This is a genomic window from Mesorhizobium sp. ISC15 (assembly GCF_037162615.1).
GTDB lineage: Bacteria > Pseudomonadota > Alphaproteobacteria > Rhizobiales > Rhizobiaceae > Mesorhizobium > Mesorhizobium mediterraneum.
Map to the genome: position 1 here is coordinate 1,432,736 of NZ_JAVSPX010000001.1, position 22,376 is coordinate 1,455,111.

Annotated in this window: 21 protein-coding genes; 14 read left to right on the forward strand and 7 right to left on the reverse strand. The window is 63.2% G+C overall.

What is annotated here, in order from left to right; genetic code table 11:
* On the reverse strand, positions 1 to 186 hold the full coding sequence (locus RPG13_RS07145) for a hypothetical protein (RefSeq protein ID WP_095484594.1): 186 nt from the start codon (positions 184 to 186) through the stop codon (positions 1 to 3).
* 110 nt (positions 187 to 296) lie between these two features.
* On the opposite strand from RPG13_RS07145, the gene gcvA (RPG13_RS07150) reads away from it, so the two are divergent.
* The 9 genes from gcvA (RPG13_RS07150) to RPG13_RS07190 all read left to right on the forward strand — a co-directional run bounded on the left by gcvA (RPG13_RS07150) (position 297) and on the right by RPG13_RS07190 (position 10,456).
* Positions 297 to 1,205 (forward strand): transcriptional regulator GcvA, encoded by a 909-nt coding sequence (gcvA, locus tag RPG13_RS07150; RefSeq protein WP_292646369.1) that lies wholly within the window; start codon positions 297 to 299, stop codon positions 1,203 to 1,205.
* A gap of 224 nt (positions 1,206 to 1,429) precedes the next feature.
* Complete coding sequence (locus RPG13_RS07155; RefSeq protein ID WP_337124752.1) at positions 1,430 to 2,740, forward strand: ABC transporter substrate-binding protein; 1,311 nt, start codon at positions 1,430 to 1,432, stop codon at positions 2,738 to 2,740.
* A gap of 123 nt (positions 2,741 to 2,863) precedes the next feature.
* Complete coding sequence (locus tag RPG13_RS07160; protein ID WP_095484591.1) at positions 2,864 to 3,736, forward strand: carbohydrate ABC transporter permease; 873 nt, start codon at positions 2,864 to 2,866, stop codon at positions 3,734 to 3,736.
* A gap of 209 nt (positions 3,737 to 3,945) precedes the next feature.
* Entirely contained in the window at positions 3,946 to 4,770 is an 825-nt protein-coding gene (locus RPG13_RS07165) for a carbohydrate ABC transporter permease (RefSeq protein WP_023801521.1), read from the forward strand.
* A 51-nt stretch (positions 4,771 to 4,821) separates the two neighbouring features.
* On the forward strand, positions 4,822 to 5,826 hold the full coding sequence (locus tag RPG13_RS07170) for an ABC transporter ATP-binding protein (protein WP_095484589.1): 1,005 nt from the start codon (positions 4,822 to 4,824) through the stop codon (positions 5,824 to 5,826).
* Entirely contained in the window at positions 5,823 to 6,593 is a 771-nt protein-coding gene (locus tag RPG13_RS07175; RefSeq protein WP_337124753.1) for an L-iditol 2-dehydrogenase, read from the forward strand. The genes RPG13_RS07170 and RPG13_RS07175 overlap by 4 nt, the downstream gene beginning before the upstream one ends.
* A 73-nt stretch (positions 6,594 to 6,666) precedes the next feature.
* Positions 6,667 to 8,145 (forward strand): mannitol dehydrogenase family protein, encoded by a 1,479-nt coding sequence (locus RPG13_RS07180; protein WP_127205550.1) that lies wholly within the window; start codon positions 6,667 to 6,669, stop codon positions 8,143 to 8,145.
* 44 nt (positions 8,146 to 8,189) lie between these two features.
* Positions 8,190 to 8,873, forward strand: a complete 684-nt coding sequence (locus RPG13_RS07185; protein WP_337124754.1) for an HAD family hydrolase — start codon at positions 8,190 to 8,192, stop codon at positions 8,871 to 8,873.
* A complete protein-coding gene (locus RPG13_RS07190) occupies positions 8,870 to 10,456 on the forward strand; it encodes an FGGY-family carbohydrate kinase (RefSeq protein ID WP_337124755.1) in 1,587 nt (528 codons plus the stop codon). The genes RPG13_RS07185 and RPG13_RS07190 overlap by 4 nt, the downstream gene beginning before the upstream one ends.
* A gap of 25 nt (positions 10,457 to 10,481) precedes the next feature.
* Here the strand turns inward: RPG13_RS07190 and RPG13_RS07195 are convergent, their stop codons facing one another.
* Positions 10,482 to 11,060, reverse strand: a complete 579-nt coding sequence (locus RPG13_RS07195) for a histidine phosphatase family protein (RefSeq protein WP_127205565.1) — start codon at positions 11,058 to 11,060, stop codon at positions 10,482 to 10,484.
* Between the two features lie 289 nt (positions 11,061 to 11,349).
* Here RPG13_RS07195 and RPG13_RS07200 point away from each other — a divergent pair, with 289 nt between their 5' ends.
* Entirely contained in the window at positions 11,350 to 12,753 is a 1,404-nt protein-coding gene (locus tag RPG13_RS07200) for an MATE family efflux transporter (protein WP_095484583.1), read from the forward strand.
* A 40-nt stretch (positions 12,754 to 12,793) separates the two neighbouring features.
* On the opposite strand, the gene RPG13_RS07205 is transcribed toward RPG13_RS07200, so the two are convergent.
* From RPG13_RS07205 to speB, 5 genes are all read right to left on the reverse strand, one after another.
* Positions 12,794 to 13,159: a hypothetical protein gene (locus RPG13_RS07205; protein ID WP_095485083.1), complete on the reverse strand. Its 366-nt coding sequence runs from the start codon at positions 13,157 to 13,159 to the stop codon at positions 12,794 to 12,796.
* Positions 13,160 to 13,286: 127 nt separating this feature from the next.
* Positions 13,287 to 13,934 carry an amino acid ABC transporter permease gene (locus tag RPG13_RS07210; RefSeq protein WP_126104091.1) on the reverse strand — a complete coding sequence of 216 codons (648 nt, stop codon included), beginning with the start codon at positions 13,932 to 13,934 and terminating at the stop codon, positions 13,287 to 13,289.
* Positions 13,931 to 14,599, reverse strand: coding sequence for an amino acid ABC transporter permease (locus RPG13_RS07215; protein WP_127206635.1), 669 nt, complete (start codon positions 14,597 to 14,599; stop codon positions 13,931 to 13,933). The genes RPG13_RS07210 and RPG13_RS07215 overlap by 4 nt, the downstream gene beginning before the upstream one ends.
* A gap of 6 nt (positions 14,600 to 14,605) precedes the next feature.
* A complete protein-coding gene (locus RPG13_RS07220; RefSeq protein WP_337124756.1) occupies positions 14,606 to 15,409 on the reverse strand; it encodes a transporter substrate-binding domain-containing protein in 804 nt (267 codons plus the stop codon).
* Positions 15,410 to 15,496: 87 nt separating this feature from the next.
* Entirely contained in the window at positions 15,497 to 16,558 is a 1,062-nt protein-coding gene (speB, locus tag RPG13_RS07225) for an agmatinase (protein ID WP_127206636.1), read from the reverse strand.
* A 234-nt stretch (positions 16,559 to 16,792) separates the two neighbouring features.
* On the opposite strand from speB, the gene gcvA (RPG13_RS07230) reads away from it, so the two are divergent.
* The 4 genes from gcvA (RPG13_RS07230) to RPG13_RS07245 all read left to right on the forward strand — a co-directional run bounded on the left by gcvA (RPG13_RS07230) (position 16,793) and on the right by RPG13_RS07245 (position 22,313).
* Complete coding sequence (gene gcvA, locus RPG13_RS07230) at positions 16,793 to 17,767, forward strand: transcriptional regulator GcvA (RefSeq protein WP_126104087.1); 975 nt, start codon at positions 16,793 to 16,795, stop codon at positions 17,765 to 17,767.
* A 136-nt stretch (positions 17,768 to 17,903) separates the two neighbouring features.
* On the forward strand, positions 17,904 to 19,208 hold the full coding sequence (gene pncB, locus RPG13_RS07235; protein ID WP_337124757.1) for a nicotinate phosphoribosyltransferase: 1,305 nt from the start codon (positions 17,904 to 17,906) through the stop codon (positions 19,206 to 19,208).
* Between the two features lie 184 nt (positions 19,209 to 19,392).
* Entirely contained in the window at positions 19,393 to 20,841 is a 1,449-nt protein-coding gene (locus RPG13_RS07240) for a hypothetical protein (RefSeq protein WP_292626914.1), read from the forward strand.
* 167 nt (positions 20,842 to 21,008) lie between these two features.
* Positions 21,009 to 22,313 carry an ABC transporter substrate-binding protein gene (locus tag RPG13_RS07245; RefSeq protein ID WP_128241615.1) on the forward strand — a complete coding sequence of 435 codons (1,305 nt, stop codon included), beginning with the start codon at positions 21,009 to 21,011 and terminating at the stop codon, positions 22,311 to 22,313.
* Positions 22,314 to 22,376: the final 63 nt, after the last annotated feature.

A 22,376-nucleotide genomic window follows, 5' to 3' on the forward strand; every position in this document is an offset into this window, starting at 1 on the left:
CTATTTGTGCCGACCGTAAGGATCGTTGCCATCGAGAAAACCCATGTCGCGCTGCAGATGCGACGGCAGTTCCCTGATGTCGAGATAGGCCCGTTTTCTCGCCGCGTGCCGTGCAAGCCCGCGCGCCAGCCGCGAAAACCAGCTTTGGCCTGGCGTTAGAAACAGCTTTTCCTGGATCGTGGTCATGATCGTCAGCCTTCGCTATGCTTGAACTGATTGATGCGTCGACCACAAATATTGGCTTGACGGCGCCTTGCTGCCAATCAAACGTCGATCACGGCCCATAAGGAGGGCTTATGCCTGAACTCAAGTCACGGCAGGTCTCCCAACTCCCTCCGCTTCAGGCGATCCGCGTGTTCGAGGCGGTGGCGCGGCATCTTTCCTTCACCAAGGCCGCCGGCGAGCTTGGCATGACGCAGGCGGCGGCGAGCTATCAGATCAAGCTTCTGGAGGAGCGCGTCGGCGCGCCTCTGTTCTTGCGCCGGCCAAGGCAGATCGTGCTGACCGAGGCGGGGCAACGCATGGCGCCTGCGGTCAGCGAGGCGTTCGCCCTGTTGGGCGGAGCCTATGCCGCCGCGCGCAGCGGCGCCGATGGGGTGCTCTGTGTCTCGACGCTGCTGACCTTTGCCTCGAATTGGCTGGCGCGGCATCTCGGCTCGTTTCAGGTCGCGCACCCGTCGCTGGCGGTTCGCCTCGACACATCGAACCGCGTGGTCGACTTCACCCGCGAGGATATCGACATCGCCATCCGTTCAGGCGGGGGAAACTGGCCGGGCGTGGAAGTGCACAAGCTTTTCAATGCGGATTTCACGCCGATGCTGAGCCCGAAACTCGCGGCGTCCATTGGCGGGGTGAAGGAGCCTGCCGATCTGTTGCGCCTGCCGATCCTCGACCCAGGCGACATCTGGTGGCGGGACTGGTTTATCGCCGCCGGCCTGCCGGTCGAGGAATTGGCCAAGCGCCCCGGCTCCAGCATGGGTGCGCAGGCCTACGAGGCCAACGCCGCGATCGCCGGGCAGGGCGTGGCGATCGTGACGGCCGCGCTTTTCAAGGCCGAGCTTGCCGATGGCCGCCTGATCCAGCCGTTCGATCTGGTCGGCGACGACGGCCATGCCTATTGGCTGGTCTATCCCCAGGCGCGGCGCAACGTGCCGAAGATCCGCGCTTTTCGCGAATGGATCCTGGCTGAGATCGCCGGCCAATAGGTCAACAATCCATCCGATCAAGAGGGCACCGAAATCCGACATTTCGGGCGTGCCGAGACAGATACCAACCGCCTTCAAATATTCCCGAAAGCGTCTGGAATCGGATGCCGCACGAGCCCGCGTGCTGCGCTGCAGCAACGAATCCGGCTTGACATAATTCACGGAGAGTGAGTAATTGCCCATAGCCAAGGCAAATGCTCAGCTTGGTTTATGGGAGGAATTTGATGAAACTTCGCACGCTCACCCTGGGTCTGTTGTCGGCCAGCGCCTTTGCGTTCGCCGCGCATGCCGAATCCATCACCATCGCCACTGTCAACAATGGCGATATGGTCCGCATGCAGAAGCTGACCGCCGACTTCACCGCCAAGAACCCCGACATCCAGCTCCAGTGGGTCACGCTCGAGGAGAACGTGCTGCGCGAGCGCGTCACCACCGACATCGCCACCAAGGGTGGCCAGTACGACGTGATGACCATCGGCACCTACGAGGTTCCGATCTGGGCCAAGCAGAGCTGGCTGCTGCCGCTCGACAAGCTCGGCGACGACTATGACGTCAAGGACATCATCCCGGCGATCGCCGGCGGCCTGTCGGTCGACGGCACCCTTTACGCAGCGCCGTTTTACGGCGAAAGCTCCTTCGTCATGTACCGCAAGGACCTGATGGAGAAGGCCGGGCTGACCATGCCCGACGCGCCGACCTGGGACTTCATCAAGCAAGCCGCCGACAAGATGACGGATCGCGCTAGCGGCGTGAACGGTGTCTGCCTGCGCGGCAAGGCCGGCTGGGGCGAGAACATGGCCTTCCTGACCGCCATGTCGAACTCCTTCGGCGCACGCTGGTTCGATGAGAACTGGAAGCCGCAGTTCGACCAGCCCGAGTGGAAGAACACGCTGCAGTTCTATGTCGACCTGATGAAGGCCAATGGCCCCGAGGGCGCGTCTTCGAACGGCTTCAACGAAAACCTGGCGCTGTTCCAGCAGGGCAAGTGCGGCATGTGGATCGACGCCACCGTCGCCGCGTCCTTCGTCTCCGACCCGAAGAACTCAACAGTCGCAGACAAGGTCGGTTACGCGCTTGCTCCCGACAACGGGCTTGGCAAGCGCGGCAACTGGCTGTGGGCCTGGTCGCTGGCCATTCCAGCCGGCACGCAGAAGGCTGACGCCGCTCAGAAATTCGTCTCCTGGGCAACCAGCAAAGCCTATGCCGAGCTCGTCGCATCGAAGGAAGGCTGGGCCAATGTTCCGCCCGGAACGCGCACTTCACTCTACAACAACCCCGAATACCAGAAGGCGGCGCCCTTCGCCAAGATGACGCTGGACTCGATCAACGCCGCCGATCCGACGCATCCGACCGTCAAGCCGGTGCCCTATGTCGGCGTCCAGTTCGTCGCCATCCCCGAGTTCCAGGGCCTTGGCACGACTGTCGGCCAGCTGTTCTCGGCGGCACTCGCCGGCCAGACGAGCGTCGACGACGCCTTGAAGCAGGCGCAGGACGCTGCCACCGCGACGATGACCGAGGGCGGTTATATCCAGTAAGGCTCCTCCCGGTGCCGAACGCCGGTTGCCTATCATGGCCGGCAAAGGGGCCGCCCGAATCCCAGTTCGGGCGGCCACCTTCACACTTTCGAAAATTTGGCTGACCTTTGAAGGGTGACCGTCATGGCTACTCAGCAGACCCGTTCGCTTGCCCGCTTCATGATGGCGCCATCCGTGGTGCTGCTGTTCGTCTGGATGATCGTGCCGCTGGCGTTCACCCTGTGGTTCTCCTTCCAGCAGTACAACCCGCTCAACCCGATCCGCGACGGGTTCGTCGGCTTCTCGAACTACGCGCTTTTCTATTCAAACCCGGCATTCCTGCAGTCGATCCTCAACACGCTTATCCTCGTGGTCAGCGTGCTTTTGATCACGGTGATCGGCGGCATCCTGCTGGCCCTCCTGCTCGATCAGCCGATATGGGGACAGGGCATCGTCCGCATCCTCGTCATCTCGCCGTTCTTCGTCATGCCGCCGGTGGCAGCGCTGGTCTGGAAGAACATGATCATGCATCCGCAATACGGCGTCTTTGCCGATATTGCGCGCTTCTTCGGCGGGCAGCCGATCGACTGGTTCGGGCAATATCCCATGCTGGCGATCATCATCATCGTCGCCTGGCAGTGGCTGCCATTTGCGACATTGATTCTTTTGACCTCGCTGCAGTCGTTAGACGGCGAGCAGAAAGAGGCCGCCGAGATGGACGGGGCCGGCTTCATCAGCCGCTTCATCTATCTGACGCTGCCGCACATGTCGCGCGCCATCACCGTCGTCATCCTGATCCAGACGATCTTCCTGCTGTCGGTCTATGCCGAGATCCTCGTCACCACCAATGGCGGCCCCGGTTACGCCTCCACCAACCTGCCCTTCCTCGTCTACCAGAAGGCGCTGCTGGAGTTCAAAATCGGCCAGGCATCCGCCGGCGGTATCCTCGCCGTCATTCTCGCCAACATCGTCGCCTTCTTCGCCATGCGCGCGGTCGGCAAGAACCTGGACAAATAAGGGAGGGAATCGATGCTACGTGCGCTGAACCACCCCCACTCCGTCCCGCTGCGCGGGACACCTCTCCCCCTGCCCGGGGGAGAGGAAACGCCTGCATCGAAGCCGCGCCCTTCCTCTACCCCGTCGATCGGGGGAGAGGTGGTTTGCGCAGCAAACCGGAGTGGGGGTCGACCCTGCCGCCAGCATCGCCGATACGTGAGGACCTGACCATGGCACGTGCAGTCAGCACCCAGCACAAGACGATTGCGACCGCGGCCGCCTGGATCGTCGCTCTGCTGATCTTCTTCCCGATCCTCTATACGATCATCACCTCGTTCAAGTCGGAGCAGGAGGCCATCCAGGGCTTCAACCTGTTTCCGTCGGGAACCACGGAGAGCTATACCGCGGTCGAGGCGCAGAGCGGCTACTTCAAGTTCTTCCTCAACTCGGTATTCCTGTCGGTCGGCTCGACCATTCTGGCCTTGCTTGTCGCCATACCGGCGGCATGGTCGATGGCGTTCTCGCCGGGCAAGTGGACCAAGGACATCCTGATGTGGATGCTTTCCACCAAGATGATGCCGGCGGTTGCCGTGCTGTTCCCGATCTACCTGATCTTCCGCGATACCGGATTGCTCGACAGCCGCATCGGCCTGATGATCATGCTGATGCTGATCAACCTGCCGATCGTGGTGTGGATGCTCTACACCTATTTCCGCGAAATCCCCGGCGAGATATTGGAAGCGGCGCGCATGGACGGCGCCTCGCTCTGGAACGAGATCGTCTATGTGCTGACGCCGATGGCGGTGCCGGGCATCGCCTCGACGATGCTGCTCAACATCATCCTGGCGTGGAACGAGGCGTTCTGGACGATCCGGCTGACCACCACCGAGGCAGCACCCCTCACCGCCTTCATCAGCTCCTTCTCAAGCCCTCAAGGGTTGTTCTGGGCCAAGCTCTCGGCGGCCTCGACGCTGGCGATCGCGCCGATCCTGATCATGGGCTGGTTCAGCCAGAAGCAGCTGGTGCGCGGCCTGACCTTTGGCGCCGTGAAGTGACGGACATTGCCTGAAGCATCAGACGAAAAATAACCCCTCGGGGAGGAAACCATGGGAAACATCACGCTCAAGAACGTCTCCAAGTCCTTCGGGTCGACGATCATCATTCCGGGCATCGATCTGGTCATCGAGAACGGCGAGTTCGTCGTCTTCGTCGGCCCGTCGGGCTGCGGCAAGTCCACGCTGCTGCGGCTGATCGCCGGGTTGGAGGACACCACCGCCGGCACCATCAACATCGACGGCCGCGACGTGACCGGCGAGGCACCGGCCAAGCGCAAGCTGGCCATGGTGTTCCAGTCCTATGCGCTCTACCCGCATATGACGGTGGCCAAGAACATCGCCTTTCCGCTGAAGATGGCAGGAGAGGACCAGGCGACCATCGACAGGAAGGTGAAGGACGCGGCGCGCATCTTGAATCTCACCAACTATCTCGAACGCCGCCCCGGGCAGCTCTCCGGCGGTCAGCGCCAGCGCGTCGCCATCGGCCGCGCCATCGTGCGCCAGCCTTCGGCCTTCCTGTTCGACGAACCTTTGTCCAACCTCGACGCGGCCCTGCGCGGCACCATGCGGCTGGAAATCAGTGAGCTGCATCATCAGCTCAAGACGACGATGGTCTACGTCACCCACGACCAGGTCGAGGCGATGACCATGGCCGACAAGATCGTCGTGCTCAATGCCGGCAATGTCGAGCAGGTCGGCTCGCCGATGGAGCTCTACAAGACGCCGAAGAACCTGTTCGTCGCCGGCTTCATCGGCTCGCCAAAGATGAACCTGATCGAAGGCGCGCCGGCGGCCAAGTACGGCGCCAGGACCGTCGGTATCCGTCCGGAGCATATGAACATTTCAACGACAACAGGCGACTGGAAGGCCACGGTCGGTGTCGCCGAGCACCTTGGCTCCGATACATTTTTGCACGTGCAAGCGGACGGCGTCGGTCCGCTGACTGTGCGCGCCGACGGCGAACTGTCCGTCGATCACGGCGACACGATCTATCTGACTCCGGACAAGGCCAAGCTGCACCGCTTCGGCGCCGACGGAAAGGCCATGATGCAATGAGGCTCGAGGGTAAATCGGCGCTGATCACCGGTTCGGCGCGCGGCATCGGCAGGGCGTTCGCCGAAGCCTATGCGCGCGAGGGCGCCACGGTTGCGATCGGCGACATCAATCTCGAAGCTGCGGAAAAGACGGCTTCCGAGATCGGTGCGAAAGCCTATGCGGTCAAGCTCGACGTCACCGACCTCGCTTCGATCGAGGCGGCGGTGAAAGCGGTCGAGACAAGGACCGGCGGGCTGGACATCCTGATCAACAACGCCGCTTTGTTCGACCTGGCGCCGATCGTCGAGATCACCAAAGCGAGTTACGATCGTCTGTTTTCCGTCAATGTCGCCGGCACGCTGTTCATGCTGCAGGCAGCCGCCCGCTCGATGATCGCCCGGGGCAAGGGCGGCAAGATCATCAACATGGCGAGCCAGGCCGGGCGCCGCGGCGAGGCGCTGGTTGGCGTCTATTGCGCCACCAAGGCCGCCGTCATCTCGCTCACCCAGTCGGCTGGGCTCGATCTGATCAAGCACCGCATCAACGTCAATGCCATCGCGCCGGGCGTCGTCGACGGCGAGCACTGGGATCATGTCGATTCCCTGTTCGCCAAGTACGAGAACCGGCCGAAAGGCGAGAAGAAGCGGCTGGTCGGCGAGGCGGTGCCTTATGGCCGTATGGGCACGGCGCAAGACCTCACCGGCATGGCGGTGTTCCTGGCCAGCGAGGACGCCGAGTACATCGTCGCCCAGACCTACAATGTCGACGGTGGCCAGTGGATGAGTTGAGGGGGGCGAAGGCGCTCTTCTCCCCGTTTCCTCCACGGGGAGAAGAGCCGTCCCGCCCAAGGATAAAAAGCAAATGGCCGTGAAACTCTCGTCTTCCATCCTCGCCAAGCTTCCGCCCAAGGTTGCCGGCCCGAAATATGATCGCGCTGCGCTCAAAGCCGGCATCGTGCATTTCGGCGTCGGCAATTTCCACCGCTCGCACCAGGCAGTCTATCTCGACGATCTGTTCAATTCGGGCGTTGGCCACGACTGGGCACTGGTCGGCGCCGGCGTCTTCGAGGGCGAGAAGGTCGGCCGCGGCAAGCTGCAGGAACAGGACTGGCTGACCACCGTGGTCGAGCAGGACAGTGGTCATATGAGCGCCCGCGTCACCGGCGTCATGGTCGATTTCCTGATGCCGGGCGATGCGGCCGCGATCATCGAACGGCTCGCCGATCCGGCGATAAGGATCGTTTCTCTGACCATCACCGAAGGCGGCTACTTCATCGATCCGGCGTCCGGCGTGTTCAATCCAACCCATCCCGACATTGTCGCCGATGCTGAGCCGGGCGCTACGCCGAAGACCGTCTTCGGCATCATCCTTGCCGGGCTGATCCGCCGCCGCGACAACGGCATCGTGCCCTTCACGGTCATGTCTTGCGACAACATCCCCCACAACGGCCATGTCACCTCTGACGGCGTCGTTGGTCTCGCGCGGCTGATCGACGAGGATCTGGCGAAGTGGGTGGGCGAGGAAGTCGCCTTTCCCAATGGCATGGTCGACCGCATCACGCCGGCCACCACCGACCGTGAGCGCGGCATTCTGTCGAGCGAGTTCGGCCTTGAAGACAACTGGCCGGTGTTCTGCGAGCCGTTCAAGCAATGGGTGCTGGAGGACCATTTCACCGACGGCCGCCCGCCGTTGGAGAAGGTCGGCGTGCAGTTCGTCAGCGATGTCGCGCCCTACGAGCTGATGAAGATCCGCATCCTCAATGGCGGCCATGCGACCATCGCCTATCCGGCCGGACTGATGGACATCCATTTCGTCCACGAGGCGATGCAGGAGCCGCTGGTGCGCGGCTTTCTCGACAGACTGGAGCACGACGAGATCATCCCGACCGTGCCACCGGTGCCGGACACCGTGCTGGAGGACTATTATCAACTCATCGAGCACCGCTTCTCCAATCCGAAGATCGGCGACACGATCCGCAGGCTTTGTCTCGATGGCTCCAACCGGCAGCCGAAATTTATCATCCCGACCATCGCCGACCGGCTGAAAGCCGGCAAGGGCGTCGCTGGCCTGGCGCTGGAATCGGCGCTCTGGTGCCGCTACTGCTTCGGCACGACGGATAGCGGAGCCGTCATCGAACCCAACGATCCGAGCTGGGACCGGCTGCAGACGACCGCCAGGGCGGCAAAGGATGCGCCTGCCGCCTGGCTTGCCATGGAGGACATCTATGGCGATGTCGGCCGCGCGGCGCCGTTTGTCGAAGCCTTTGCCAATGCGCTCAAGGCGCTCTGGGCCGACGGCGCGCGTGCGACACTGACGCGCTACCTCGCCGGCCAGCTCTAAAATCGGCTCAATATCCATGAAGTCTCGCCCATGAAGGCCCTGCAATGACGCCTGATCTGGTCATCTTCGACTGCGACGGCGTGCTGGTCGATAGCGAGACACTGTCCGTCGCGGCGCTGCTTGGCATGATCACGCTTGCCGGCGGCACGATCAGCGAGGAGATCGCCTATGAGCATTTTCTCGGCAAGAGCATGAAAAGCGTTCGCGAAATTCTTCTTAGCGACTTCGCGATTGTTATCACCGACCAGCATCTGACCGGGATGCGTGTCGAGCTGATGCGCAAGTTTCGCGAGGAGCTGAAGCCGATCCCCGGCATCGGGCAGGTTCTGCCGAGGCTCGGGCTGCCATGCTGCGTCGCTTCCTCCGGCACGCTGGACCGCATCCGTTATGCGCTCGACGTCACCGGGCTGCTCGAGCTCTTGGAGCCGCATCTGTTCAGCGCCGCCATGGTCGCGCGGGGCAAGCCGGCGCCGGACCTTTTTCTCCACGCAGCCGCCAAAATGGGAGCAATCCCGCAAAATTGTCTGGTCATCGAGGACAGCCCCGCCGGCATCGAAGCGGCGCGGGCTGCAGGCATGCGCGTCCTTGCCTTCACCGGCGGCTCACATACTGGCAACCCGGCACTGAAAGCGCGGCTTGCGTCGAGTGAGCCGGACTTTATATTCGCTGACATGCTGCAATTGCCTGATCTGATTGCAGGCCTGGGAGCGAGAGCAGGAACACCTTGACGAAAAGTTTCGTTTGCGCGGTCGATGTCGGCACCGGGAGCGCCCGCGCAGGCATTCTCGACACCGGAGGCACCTTGCTCGGTCGCGCCGAGCACCCGATCGTCATGAACCGGCCGAAGGCCGATCACGCCGAACACGATTCGCAAGATATCTGGTCGGCAGTCTGCATTGCGGTGCGCGCCGCCCGCGAAAAGGCCGGCGTGGCGCCGGAGAATATCGTCGGCGTCTCCTTCGATGCCACCTGCTCGCTCGTGGTGCGGGGCAGGGATGGTGGCCAGCTCAGCGTGTCGGTGTCAGGCGAAAGGCGCTGGGACACCGTCGTCTGGCTCGATCACCGCGCCATTGCCGAGGCGGATGAATGCACCGAAAGCGGCCATGCCGTGCTCGACTATATCGGCGGCGTCATGTCGCCGGAAATGGCAACGCCGAAGCTGATGTGGCTGAAGCGCAACCTGCCCGGAACATGGAATGAAGCCGGCTATTTATTCGACCTCACCGACTTTCTCACCTGGAAGGCGACCGGCTCGCTCGCCCGTTCGCAGTGCACGCTGACCGCCAAGTGGACCTATCTGGCGCATGAGGAAACCGGCTGGCGGCGCAGCTTCTTCGAAGCCGTCGGCCTTGGCGACCTTTTCGAGCATGGCAATCTGCCTGACAAGGCCAGCCCGGTCGGCACCGATATCGGCCGGCTGAGCGCGGAAGCTGCAGCTGAGCTTGGCCTGACCGAAAAATGCCGGGTCGGCGCCGGCGTCATTGATGCCTATGCCGGCGCTCTCGGGGTCCTCGGTGGCTTTGCCGGCGATGAAACCAACATCGGCCGCCATCTGGCGCTGATCGCCGGCACGTCGAGCTGCGTCATGGCGATGTCACCCGATCCGCAACCCTTTGCCGGAGTCTGGGGCCCTTACTATGGGGCGGGCCTTCCCAAGCTTTGGCTGTCGGAAGGCGGTCAATCGGCGACCGGCGCGCTGCTCGACCACATCATCCGCTGGCATGGCGCCGGCGGTGAGCCGGACGCCGCCATGCACGCCAGGATCGCCCGGCGTGTCGCCGAACTGCGTGCCATAGAGGGCGAGAATCTTGCCGGAAGGCTGCATGTGCTGCCGGATTTCCACGGCAACCGCTCGCCGCTCGCCGATCCGCATGCGGTCGGCGTCATCAGCGGACTGACGCTGGATTCCTCCTTCGACAGCCTGTGCAAGCTCTATTGGCGCACCGCCGTCGGCATCGCGCTGGGCGTGCGCCATGTGCTGGAGGCACTGAACGAGAACGGCTATCTGATCGACACGCTGCATGTCACCGGCGGGCACACCAAGAACCCGCTGCTGATGGAGCTTTACGCCGACGCCACCGGCTGCACGGTGGTCGAGCCGCTGGCCGACGAGGCGGTGCTGCTCGGCACCGGCATGGTTGCGGCCACCGCCGCCGGGCTTTTCCCTGATCTGAACGCCGCTTGCGTCGCCATGCAGCAGGGCGGCAGGAAGCGGGCGTCGAATCCGGCTGCCGCCGGCCGGTTCGATCGCGACTACCGCGTGTTTTTGGAGATGCATCGGCAGAGGCAGGCGCTGGACGCGATCAGATAGGCTCGAACAGCCTGCAATGCGTCTGCTATCTCTGGTTCCAGCGCCGGATAATTGGTTCGCCGAGGTCGTGCTCGTAGCCGAGCACGCTTATGCTGGCGGTATCCAGGACGAGGAGGGCGCCGTCTTGCGGCGGCAGGCCGAGCCAGCGCGCGGCCAGCACCCGCAGGAAATGAGCGCTTGAGAAAACCAGGACATTGCCGCCGACCTCGCGCAGTTGGTTGACGATCCGGTCCGCCCTCGCGCCGACATCCTGCGCCGCTTCGCCGCTTGGGCAGCCGTCGCGAAAGAGACGCCAGCCTGGACGCTCGATGAGGATCTGCTTGGTGGTCAGGCCCTCGTAAGCGCCGTAATCCCATTCCGCCAGATCGGCCAGCTTCACGCAGGCCGAGCCGAAGCCGGCCAGCGTGCAAGTCTTGAAGGCGCGCTGAGACGGGCTCGACCAGACAGCCTGGAACGAAAGGCCCTGCAACCGCTCAGCGATCCGCCCGGCCGCCTCCTCGCCGGCAGGCGTCAACGGTATGTCGGTCAGGCCGGTGTGCTTTCCGGAGGCGCTCCATTCCGTCTCGCCATGCCGAACCAGATAGATTTCGAGAAACGCGCTCATCCGCATGCCTTTCGATGAAATCTGTACGCCGCCTGCCGGTGTCGGATTGGCCACAACGCAAACTATAGTGGCTTCCATGCTTTCTCCAATAGGCGCGCCAATAGGCATGATTGAGACCTCTGCGACTTTGCTGGCTTAACCCTTCCCCGCGTCAGCCTCTTGCCATAGCTGCCCATTTCGTAGACAAGCCGTGCGGTTAATGCGGAATCCGGGCCGATCACGGCCATTTTCCGCGCTGAGACGTGGCTTCCGGCTTTAGCCGACGCGCCGCAATCGGATAGGCGAAAAAATGTCTGCGATCGAAGCCGGCGCTCGCGCGCCGGAAAACCTTTGGCGTCAGGAAATCAGGGCGACGCTGGCGCTCGCCTGGCCGATGGTGCTCACCAATCTCGGCCAGACCGCGATGACCGCCACCGACGTCATGATGATGGGACGGCTGGGTCCGGACACGCTGGCCAGCGGCGCCCTCGGCGCCAACCTCTATTTCATGCCGCTGATCTTCGGGCTCGGCCTGATGCTGGCGACCTCGCCAATGATCGCCACCGAGCTCGGCCGCCGTCGTCATTCGGTGCGCGACCTACGCCGCACCGTGCGCCAGGGCCTGTGGCTGGCGATCCTCATCTGCATTCCGATCTGGATCTTTCTCTGGCACGGCGAGGCCGTGTTGCTGGCCATGGGCCAGGAGCCGGCGCTCGCGCATCAGGCCGGCATCTACCTGCGCTGGCTCGAATGGGCGGTGCTGCCCTTCTACGGGTACATCGTCCTGCGCTCGTTCATCTCGGCGCTGGAGCGGCCGGGCTGGGCGCTGGTCATCGTCTTCGTTGCCGTCGCCTGCAACGCCCTCTTCAACTGGGTGTTCATGTTCGGCAATCTCGGCATTCCTTCGATGGGTATTGCCGGCTCCGGCCTCGCCACCACGCTGTCGAGCATGCTGATGTTCGTCGGCATGGCGGCGGTGGTGATGCTTGAGCCGAAGTTTCGCCGCTACCGTCTGTTCGGGCGCTTCTGGCGGGCCGACTGGCCGCGCTTCAAGGGCCTGCTGCGGCTCGGCCTGCCGATCGCCGGCCTCCTGGCGTTCGAGGTGACGATCTTCAATGCTGCGGCGCTTCTCATGGGCCTGATCGATGCGGACTCGCTCGCGGCGCATGCCATTGCCATCCAGATCGCATCGATCTCCTTCATGGTGCCGCTTGGCCTGAACCAGGCGGCGACGGTGCGCGTCGGGCTGGCCCATGGCGCCAGCGATGCGGAAGGTGTCTCCCGCGCCGGCTGGACCGCCTTTGTCATCGGCGTCTCCTTCATGGCGCTGATGGGATTGGCGATGATCCTGTGGCCGCAATTGCTGATCAGCGCTTTCATCGACCTCGGTAACCCGGCCAATGCCAGGGTGATCGGGCTTGCCGTGTCGTTCCTGGCCTTTGCCGCGCTGTTCCAGATTTTCGACGGAGCGCAGGCCGTGGCCGCCGGCATGCTGCGCGGCCTGCACGACACCACGGTGCCGATGATCTATGCCGCGATCGGCTATTGGGGCATCGGCCTGCCGCTCGGCGTGCTGCTGGCCTTCCATTCCGGGCTCAACGGCGTCGGCATCTGGATCGGCCTGTCGTTGGGATTGGCGGTGGTGGCGGCGCTGCTTTTGGCGCGCTGGCTGCGGCGGGACAGGATCGCGCCGCCGATCTCCTTTGGGCATTGATGAAAGCGGCACCGTCACGAAGGAGTGCGGGTCGTGACGTCTATGGGTATTTCGTCTGATTTGCACTCGCGGCCTGGGGGCTTAAATCGCGTTGCAACTCCGTTGGCAGTGGAAGACTTGAGCACCGCAGGTGCACCTCGCGGGCGAACAATTTTCGTTGCTTCTGCTGGTGCTCCTTGATGGCTGCTGCGAGCCCTAATCCGTACGGGCCAAGAAAGACGCCGGTCCCCCAACCCGGCTGCTTTTTTTCGCGAGCGTCGTAGTCCGAGGCCTCCATGCGGGCTTGCTGGCATCCCGGCGACGCCCATTTCTGGTCTTGCTTCGAAAGCGACGCTCCATAGTCGACCGGAGAGATCGCGCATCCGGCCACCGTCGCTGCCAACGCGACGAACATTGCAATTCTCATCCCCAAGCCCTTCCTAAAGTATGTGGAGAGTACACAGAACTCTTCTTCCAACAAGGAGATAGCTCCGAAGAGGTGACCGGAAACACGGTTAAGGAGGCATCCGAGCGCTAGTCGCAGAACCGGCGTCCTAGTTTTTAGTTGCCCGTCGTTCAAGCGAACGTGCGTATTGCGTCAGCGGGAAGCACATGATGAAGAAGATCAAAGCGACCAGCCCATACACGGTGAACGGCTCGAAGGTCGCATTGTTGATGGCGTTGGATGTCCTGACCAGTTCCTCGAAACCGATGATTGAGGTCAGCGCGGTCGACTTGATCAACTGCACCAGGAAACCGACGGTCGGCGCGCGGGTGATAGAAAACGCCTGCGGCAGGATGATCAGCCTGAGTTCCTGCAGATAATGAAGGCCGAGGCTGGCGCCCGCATCCCACTGGCCGCGCGGCAGCGCATCGACGCCGCCGCGCCAGATTTCGGCGAGATAGGCGCTGGCGAAGAAGGTGAGACCAAATGCGGCGGCGGTCCACGGTTCGATACGCAAGCCCAGCATCGGCAGGCCAAAGAACATCAGGAAGAGCTGCATGAGCAGCGGCGTTCCCTGGAAAAGCGCGATGTAGCCCGAAGCAATTCGCCGGCTCCACTTGTTCTTGGCGATGCGGAAGAACAGCACGACCATGCCGACCACGCCGCCGCCGACGAAGGCCGCCAATGACAGAAGCACCGTCCAGCGGGCGGCGAGCAGAAGGTTGCGGACGATATCCCAGAAGGTGAATTCGATCATGACACGCCGGCTCCCAGAGCGCGGCGGCCGCCGCTGACCAGCAGCCGGCGCAGCCCCATCGACAGGACGAGATAGACCATTGTCACCACGAAATAGGTCTCGAAAGCGCGGAAGGTGCGCGCCTGCAGCATGTCGGCCTCGTAGGTCAGCTCACGCACCGCGATCTGCGACACGACGGCGGACTCCAGCATCATGATGACGATCTGGCTGGTCAACGCCGGAAAGATCACCTTGAGCGCCTGCGGCAGCACGATCTTGACGAAGACCTGGCGCGGCCGGAGGCCAAGCGCCAGGGCCGCTTCCGTCTGCCCACGCGGCACGGCGTCGAGCCCGGCGCCGACGATCTCGATCGTGTAGGCCGCCATATTAAGCGTCATCGCCAGCATGGCGGCCAGCACCGGATCGAGCCTTATGCCGATGCTGGGCAGCCCAAAGAAGATGAAGAACAGCTGCACCAGGAACGGCGTGTTCCTGATAATTTCGACATAGACGCCGATCGCCCGCTTGAGCAGCAGGGGGCCGTTTCGCCGCCCCGCCGCGCCGAGGATGCTGAGGAACGTTCCCGCGAGCGTGGTCACGGCGATCAAGAGGATCGTCGTGGCCGCCCCTCGCGCGATCGCGCCTGTCGCATCGGCAAGCCAGCCGAAGTCGAGGCTATAGCCCACCCGATGTCAATCCTTGAGGTTGTCGGGATTGAGCGGCGTCTTGAGCCAGGCCTTCGAGCTTTCGTCCAGCTTGCCGTCGGCCAGCATCTTGGCGATCGCGTCGTTGACGGCCTGCTTCAGGCGGTCCTCGTTCTTGTTGAGGCCGATATGCGAGGGTGAGGTGAGGAGCTGGAACTTCTGCTCCGGCTTCAGCGCCTCTTGGCGGGCGAGCACCTGAGCGCCGACGTCGTTGCCGACGACCATCAGCTGGGTCTGGCCCGAGATGAAGGCCTGGATGACGGAATTATAGTTGTCGAAACGGCGGATATCGGCCGAGGCGGGTGCTGCCTCGGTAAGCGACGTATCTTCCAGCGTGCCGCGGTTGACGGCGATCGACTTGTCGGCGAGGTCGTCCTTGCCTTCGACCTTGAGCGCGGCCGGGCCAATCACGGCGATATAATAGGGTGCATAGGCGGCGGCGAAATCGATCACCTGCTCACGCTCCTTGGAGTAGCCGACGCTCATCAGGATATCGACGCGCTTGTCGGTAAGATACGGGATGCGGTTCTGGCCGGTCACGCTGACCAAATTGAGCTTGACCTTGAGCTGGTCGGCGATGAACTGCGCCACGTCGATGTCATAGCCCTTGATGCTCATATCGGCACTGGCCGAGGAGAAGGGCGGAAAGTCGGAGAAAATGCCGACATTGATGGCGCCGGCCTTGGTGATGTCGTCGACCGCGTCGGCATTGGCGGCCTGGGTGGCGAGACCAAAACCGGCGAGCAGCAGCGCGGCGGCGATGGATGATTTGAGCTTCATGTGAAATGTCATTGTCGTTCCCCTGCTGGAAGCTTGTTTGTTTGACTGCGGCCGCCGGCTCCAGCGCGGCGGTCGCCTTGGATTCGGTGTCGGGCTCCCTCAGGCTCCCTTGCCTGTTATCGCCGGGCTGAAGACCATCAGGCTGAGGATCTCGAACAGCACCTGCGCGCCGGCATGTGCGGTGTTGGTGGTTGCGTCATATTGCGGCGCCACCTCGACGACGTCGCCGCCGACGATGTTGAGGCCCTTCAGGCCGCGCAGCAGTTCAAGCACTTCCCGCGTCGTCAGCCCGCCGACTTCCGGCGTGCCGGTGCCCGGCGCGAAGGCCGGATCGACGCTGTCGATGTCGAAGGACACATAGGTCGGCCCGTCGCCGACGATCTTTCGCGCCTTCTCGATGATGGCGGGGACGCCGAGGCCGGTCACCTCTTCGGCATGCACGACGGTCATGCCGGATTCGTAGGTGAACTCCCACAGATATTCGGCCGAGCCGCGGATGCCGATCTGGATGGTGCGGGTCGGGTCGAGCACGCCGTCCAGCACCGCGTTGCGGAACGGCCCGCCATGATGGAACTTGGTCATGTCGAACAGGCCGCTGGTGTCGCAATGGGCGTCGATGTGGATCATGCCGACGGGCGCCTTTTTGCCGACGGCCTTCAGGATCGGATGGCTGATCGAATGATCGCCGCCGACCGAAAGCGGAATGACGCCGGCGTCGACGATCTGGTTGGTGCGGCGCTCGATGTCGTCATGGCTGGTTTCCAGCCGGTAGCGGCTCTGGAACGGCACGTCGCCGATGTCGGCCACCTTCAGCTCATGCGTCGGGGCGCATTCCAGCACATGATTGTAGGGCCCGATGCGCTCGATGGCGCGCAGCGCCCTTGGCCCGAAGCGGGCCCCGGGCCGGTTGGTGACGCCGAGATCCATCGGCACGCCGATCATCGCCACCTGCAGATCGCCGAAATCCGGATTGTCGGCGGCAATTTGCCGATAGGGCGCGGCGAGGAAGGTCGGGATGCCGGAATAGGGCGCCAGCCGCGTGCCGCTCTTGGAAAAGATCTTGTCGGCGACCTTCCGGAATTTCGGGTCGAACATCTCGCCGCCATGGCTTTCGCCATATTTGCGGCGCAACGCTTCGAGCTTGCCGCTGTTATAACCCATGTCGGTCCTCCATGGCTGGCGCAGTGCGGCCATCAATGACGGTCGCCATCCCGCCGGCTGCCTGCGCATTTCAGGTCTTGATACTGTTCCCGGGCAAAGTGTCTTGTAGCCGCATTGAAAAATCAATTGATATTGTTAGGGTCTTCGCTGTGAGGAAATCTCACATCAATGTTGAGCACGACCTGTCCGAAAACCGGGTCCCACTTCTCGGGATCGTGCTCCAGCGGGAATCTGATGGCCAAGCGTCTGCCACCTTTGAATCCATTGCGGGCCTTCGAGGCGACGGCGCGTCACGCCTCGCTGACCAAGGCGGCAGCTGAGTTGAACGTCACCCATGGCGCCATCAGCCATCAGATCAAGGCGCTCGAACAATCGCTTGGCGTCAAGCTGTTCGAGCGCGCCGGTCAGCGGGTGAAGCTGACGCCACACGGCGCCGAATTGCTGCCGGCAGTGTCGACCGCCTTCGACGGCATCGCTGCCGCCACGCAGCGCATGACCAGGCCGGCGAGCACCGGCGCCTTGTCGGTGTCTTGTGTGCCGGCGCTGCTCCTGCTGTGGATGATCCCGCGGCTCGGCAGCTTCACCTCGCAATACCCTGATATCAGGCTGACGCTGATCCCATCCAATGACGCCAAGGACATCCGCGCGCCGCATATCGACATCTGCGTGCACTATGGCGACGGCAGCTGGACCGATTGCTGGATGCGCAAATGGTCGGGCCTCGAGCTGTTCCCGGTGGTCAGTCCGACGCTGATCAACAACCGTCCGATCCGCACCGTGCGCGATCTCGCCGATCATGTCTTCCTGCATGGCGACGACGGCCGTGAATGGCACACCTGGCTGGCCGCCGCCGACGCGCTGGACCTGGAGCGCGGCCGCCGCCATCATCTCGGCGACGCGCGCATGGCGAGCGAGGCTGCGGTTCATGGTCATGGCGTGGCGCTTGGCGATACAGTGACGGCAAGCGGGCTGCTCGCCAGGGGGCTGCTTGTCGCGCCGTTCAGCCTGTCGGTGCCGGCGGTCGACGATTTCTACGTCGTCTGTCGCAACGAGATGAGGTCGGCGCCGATCGTGCAGCTGTTCATCGACTGGCTGTTTGCCGAAAAGGAGCAGGCTGACGGCCGCGCCGATGCGCCGGTGGCGGGCCGCATCGGCATCCGCAGGAAGCGCCCGGCGCTGCGAGTGGTCGGCGCCAAGACCGCGTCCTGAGGCTGCAATTGCCGAAGCCGCATACATGCCGCCGGCTCTCTTTTTGTCGGGCCAGCCCGCAAAGCGGGGAGCGCATTCAAAAATTCAATGCTAAGAGGCTTCCGCAGGAAGCGAGCAGTGAAGGCGGCATCGAGACATGACTAAGACCGATATAGCGCGGCGCGTCTACAACCACACCTGGAAGCTCGACCCGATCGTCCGCAGCCTGCTCGACACCGATTTCTACAAGCTGCTGATGCTGCAGATGATCTGGGGCATGTATCCCAAGGTCGATGCCACCTTCTCACTGATCAATCGCACCACCTCGGTCCGCCTTGCCGACGAGATCGACGAGGCGGAACTGCGTGATCAACTCGACCATGCCCGCACCTTGCGTTTCTCGAAGAAGGAGATGATCTGGCTTGGCGGCAACACCTTCTATGGCCGCAAGCAGATATTCGAGCCGGAGTTCCTCGCCTGGCTCGAAGATTTCCAGCTGCCGGAATACGAGCTTTCCAAGCGCGATGGCCAGTACGAATTGAGCTTCAGCGGCCCGTGGATGTACACGACGCTGTGGGAGATCCCGGCGCTCGCCATCATCAACGAACTTCGTTCACGCGCGGCCATGCGGGCGTTCGGGCCCTTCGTGCTCGACGTGCTCTATGCCCGCGCCAAGGCCAAGATGTGGGCCAAGACCGAGCGGCTGAAAGCGCTGCCCGATATCCGCATTTCGGATTTCGGCACACGCCGCCGCCATTCCTTCCTGTGGCAGCGCTGGTGCGTCGAAGCGCTCAAGGAAGGCATCGGCGAGGCTTTCACCGGCACCTCCAACGTGCTGCTCGCCATGGACAACGACCTCGAAGCGCTCGGCACCAACGCGCATGAGCTGCCGATGGTGTTCGCCGCGCTCGCCAATTCGGAAAAGGAATTGAAACAGTCGCCCTACAAGGTGCTGCAGGACTGGCAGCGCTATTATGGCGGCAATTTGCTGATCGTGCTGCCGGACACCTTCGGCACCGCGGCGTTCCTGCGTGATGCGCCGGAGTGGATCGCCGACTGGACCGGTTTTCGCCCCGACAGCGCGCCGCCGATCGAAGGCGGCGAAAAGATCCTTTCCTGGTGGCGCGAAAAGGGCAAGGACCCCAGGCAGAAGCTGCTGATCTTCTCCGACGGGCTCGAGGTCGAGACCATCGAGGAAACCTACCGCCATTTCCACGGCAAGGTGCGCATGTCGTTCGGCTGGGGCACCAACCTGACCAATGATTTCGAGGGTTGCGCGCCGACCGAGACCAACCGGCTCGACGCCATCTCGCTGGTCTGCAAGGTCACCGAGGCCAATGGCCGCCCGGCGGTCAAGCTCTCCGACAACCCGGCCAAGGCGACCGGCGACGAGAAGGAGATCGAGCGTTACATCAGGATCTTTGGCGAGAAAGACCGCGTGGAGCAGCTGGTCAAGGTGTGAGGGTGAGGGGGCTGACAAGACGGAATTCTCCGAAAGCATGAGTTCCTTCGCGCCCCCCTCTGTCCTGCCGGACATCTCCCCCACGAGGGGGGAGATTGGCTGTCATCTGCACCTTCGCCAATCTCCAACATCGCATGGAAGGCGCCGATCGAGCGAACTGCCGATCTCCCCCCAAGTGGGGGAGATGTCCGGCAGGACAGAGGGGGGCGCCGTAAAGCGCCGTCGTCTTTCGCTGGCGGTATTGCTTGCAACCCTGTGTTTACTCCTGCCCACCCCCGCCTTCGCTCATGCCTCCGACCGCGGCCACGTCCTGCTCCTCCCCACCGGCTACTACGTCGTCGGCGGGGCGCTCGCTGTCGCCGCCAGCTTCCTCGTTCTGGCGCTGCTGCCGCCGGACTCCATCAACCGCCTCTGGCGGCGGCGCCTGCCGCTTTTCGCATTCGGCGACGGCGCACGGACTATCGTCAGTCTGATATTCTTTGCCGGCTTTGCAATTCTTGTCGCGGCCGGCCTGTTCGGCAGCCGCGATCCGCTCTCCAACCCGTTGCCCCTCACCATCTGGACGCTGCTCTGGGTTGGGCTGGCCTCGCTGCAGGGCCTGTTCGGCAATCTCTGGTCCTGGCTGAACCCCTGGTACGGGCCTTGGCGCGTCATCTCGCGCCTGTTCGGCAAGCGGCGGACATGGCGCCCGCCCCCTTGGCTCGGCTGCTGGCCGGCCGTCGCGCTGTTCTTCGCCTTCGCCTGGTTCGAGCTGATCGACCCGGCGCCCGACGATCCGGCACGGTTGGCCTGGGCCGCCGGCTTCTATTGGCTGCTGAGCTTTGCCGCCATGCTGGTGTTCGGCTACCGCGACTGGAGCCGGCGAGGCGAGTTCCTGGCCGTCTTCTTCGCCATGATTGCGCGCTTCGCCGTCGTCGAGCGCAATGAAGTCGAGCGCAATGAAGACGGCCGGCTCAGTCTGTGCTGGCCGGGCGCCAAGCTCAGCAATGCCGCGCCGCTGTCGCCCAGTGGCCTCGCTTTCCTGTTGCTGGCGCTGTCGTCGGTCTCCTTCGACGGCCTGTCGAAAACCTTCTTCTGGCTCGGCCTGTTCGGCATCAATCCGCTGGAGTTTCCCGGCCGCACGGCGGTGATCGGCATCGGCACCTTCGGTCTCGTGCTGACGTTCGTCTTGCTTGCAGCCGCATTCATTCTTGCAATTGTCCTCGGCCAGCGCCTGGCCGGAAGCGAGCATTCCCTCAGTCAGGCCGCCGGGCTGCTGGTCTGGTCGATCGTGCCGATCGCGCTCGCCTATCATGTCGCGCATTATCTGACGGCGCTGCTGGTCGATGGCCAATACGCCATCGCCGCCCTTTCCGACCCCTTCGCGCTGGGCTGGAACCTGTTCGGCACCGCCGATATGCAGATCGAAGCCGGCGTGGTCGCCGGCGCCGGCTCGGCGTGGTGGCTGTGGAATCTCCAGGCCGGCGTCATCATCGCCGGTCACATGCTCGCCGTGCTCGTCGCGCATGGCCTCGCCTGGCGATTGCACCCGGTTCCCGCCCGCGCCACGCTCAGCCAGTTTCCGCTCACCGTGCTGATGATCGCCTATACTGTCTTCGGCCTGTGGTTGCTTGCCACGCCGGCGGCCGGATGAGACAAAAGCCCGGCTCGATGGCGTCGATTAATCCCCAGGGAAAGCCCGCTTGCCACATCAGGGCTTTGGTGATTTAGTTTGTACACATGCAATTTCGGCCCTCTTATTAAGAGTGGCCCACCTCGCTACAGCCATTGGTCAAAACTCAAAAAACAAGGGGAACTGCCGTGACTGACAAGAATGGGTTTTTCGATCTCTCCAAAACCGGCCTCACCCGCCGCACCGCGCTGAAGGGGTTGGCCGCGGGCGCCTGCCTTGCCGTCGCGCCTGGGTTCGTGCGGTACAGCCAGGCGCAGAGCTCGGCGCCGATAAAGATCGGCTTCCAGTCCCACCGCACCGGCATTGGCGCCGCCTATGGCCGCTGGTATGAAAAGACCACCGCCGCTGCGGTCAAGGCGATCAACGAAGCCGGCGGCATCAACGGCCGGCCGGTCGAGGTCATCATCGAGGATGACGGCACCGATCCCGGCCGAGGCGCCGAAGTGGTCGGCAAGTTCGCCACCCAGCACAAGACCGACATCGTCTACGGCACGCTGTTTTCGCATGTCGTCATCGGCTCGGCGCCCGCCGCCGGCGAAGCCAAGATGCCCTATTTTGTCGTCAGCGAAGGCCACCACGTCGCCTCGACCAAGCTCAACCGCTACGTCTTCCAGCCCGGCATCACCGACGTGAAGAGCCAGATCCAGTCGATGGCGCCATGGATTGCGGCGAACGCCGGCAAGAAGGTGACACAGATCTTCCCCGATTTCGCCTTCGGCTATGATCATCGCGACTACCTGCCGTCGGCGCTGAAGGCGCAAGGCGCCGAGGTCATCGCCCAGATCGCCATCCCGCCGACGGAATCGTCCTTCACCAAATATTTTCCGCAGATCCCGGCCGAGACCGAGGTGATCTACCACGTCATGGTCGGCCCGGCGGTGCTCACCTTCGTCAAGGAGCTCGGCGAATTCTACGGCTCCAACCGGCCGCAACTGTTCGGCTTCATCGATTCGCTCGAGGCCACCGACATCAACAGCCCCGGCCTCGAATTCCTCGACGGCAGCCATTTCTGGGAAGGCTCGCCGCGCTACGCGCAGCCTGACGACTCCGCCGCGCAGAAGGCCTATCGCGCCGCCGTCGGCATCGACGACAATGGTGCTGCCGTCGGCGATCCCAAGGACGTGTCTACCGCCGCGCACATGTTCGGCTGCTGGGAAACGCTCTATGTCGTCAAGAAGGCCATGGAGGATGCCGGCTACAAGGGTCCAGAAGACCGCGCCAAGCTGGTCGAGGCGACCGAAGCCTTGACCGAGTTCGCCGAAGGCCCCGAGCATCCGCAGGGGCCGAAGACCTTCAACGGCAAGATCCATCAGTGCTTTGGCATCCAGAACATTTCGAAGGTCGAAGGCGGCCGGCTGAATGTCGTCCACAAGACCAAGATCGAGGACGGCCTCTACGAGCCGGAAGGGGATTACACGACCCAGCCGCTCTAGACACGGCTTTGTCAGTGAGCGTGGGAGCCAAGTCACCCCCCTCTGTCCTGCCGGACATCTCCC

Excerpts from the sequence above, each read along its gene's own strand:
- RPG13_RS07145 (WP_095484594.1), bottom strand. The coding sequence starts at position 186 with ATGACCACGATCCAGGAAAAGCTGTTTCTAACGCCAGGCCAAAGCTGG.
- gcvA (WP_292646369.1), top strand. The coding sequence starts at position 297 with ATGCCTGAACTCAAGTCACGGCAGGTCTCCCAACTCCCTCCGCTTCAG.
- RPG13_RS07155 (WP_337124752.1), top strand. The coding sequence starts at position 1,430 with ATGAAACTTCGCACGCTCACCCTGGGTCTGTTGTCGGCCAGCGCCTTT.
- RPG13_RS07160 (WP_095484591.1), top strand. The coding sequence starts at position 2,864 with ATGGCTACTCAGCAGACCCGTTCGCTTGCCCGCTTCATGATGGCGCCA.
- RPG13_RS07165 (WP_023801521.1), top strand. The coding sequence starts at position 3,946 with ATGGCACGTGCAGTCAGCACCCAGCACAAGACGATTGCGACCGCGGCC.
- RPG13_RS07170 (WP_095484589.1), top strand. The coding sequence starts at position 4,822 with ATGGGAAACATCACGCTCAAGAACGTCTCCAAGTCCTTCGGGTCGACG.
- RPG13_RS07175 (WP_337124753.1), top strand. The coding sequence starts at position 5,823 with ATGAGGCTCGAGGGTAAATCGGCGCTGATCACCGGTTCGGCGCGCGGC.
- RPG13_RS07180 (WP_127205550.1), top strand. The coding sequence starts at position 6,667 with ATGGCCGTGAAACTCTCGTCTTCCATCCTCGCCAAGCTTCCGCCCAAG.
- RPG13_RS07185 (WP_337124754.1), top strand. The coding sequence starts at position 8,190 with ATGACGCCTGATCTGGTCATCTTCGACTGCGACGGCGTGCTGGTCGAT.
- RPG13_RS07195 (WP_127205565.1), bottom strand. The coding sequence starts at position 11,060 with ATGAGCGCGTTTCTCGAAATCTATCTGGTTCGGCATGGCGAGACGGAA.
- RPG13_RS07200 (WP_095484583.1), top strand. The coding sequence starts at position 11,350 with ATGTCTGCGATCGAAGCCGGCGCTCGCGCGCCGGAAAACCTTTGGCGT.
- RPG13_RS07205 (WP_095485083.1), bottom strand. The coding sequence starts at position 13,159 with ATGAGAATTGCAATGTTCGTCGCGTTGGCAGCGACGGTGGCCGGATGC.
- RPG13_RS07210 (WP_126104091.1), bottom strand. The coding sequence starts at position 13,934 with ATGATCGAATTCACCTTCTGGGATATCGTCCGCAACCTTCTGCTCGCC.
- RPG13_RS07220 (WP_337124756.1), bottom strand. The coding sequence starts at position 15,409 with ATGACATTTCACATGAAGCTCAAATCATCCATCGCCGCCGCGCTGCTG.
- speB (WP_127206636.1), bottom strand. The coding sequence starts at position 16,558 with ATGGGTTATAACAGCGGCAAGCTCGAAGCGTTGCGCCGCAAATATGGC.
- gcvA (WP_126104087.1), top strand. The coding sequence starts at position 16,793 with ATGGCCAAGCGTCTGCCACCTTTGAATCCATTGCGGGCCTTCGAGGCG.
- pncB (WP_337124757.1), top strand. The coding sequence starts at position 17,904 with ATGACTAAGACCGATATAGCGCGGCGCGTCTACAACCACACCTGGAAG.
- RPG13_RS07240 (WP_292626914.1), top strand. The coding sequence starts at position 19,393 with ATGTCCGGCAGGACAGAGGGGGGCGCCGTAAAGCGCCGTCGTCTTTCG.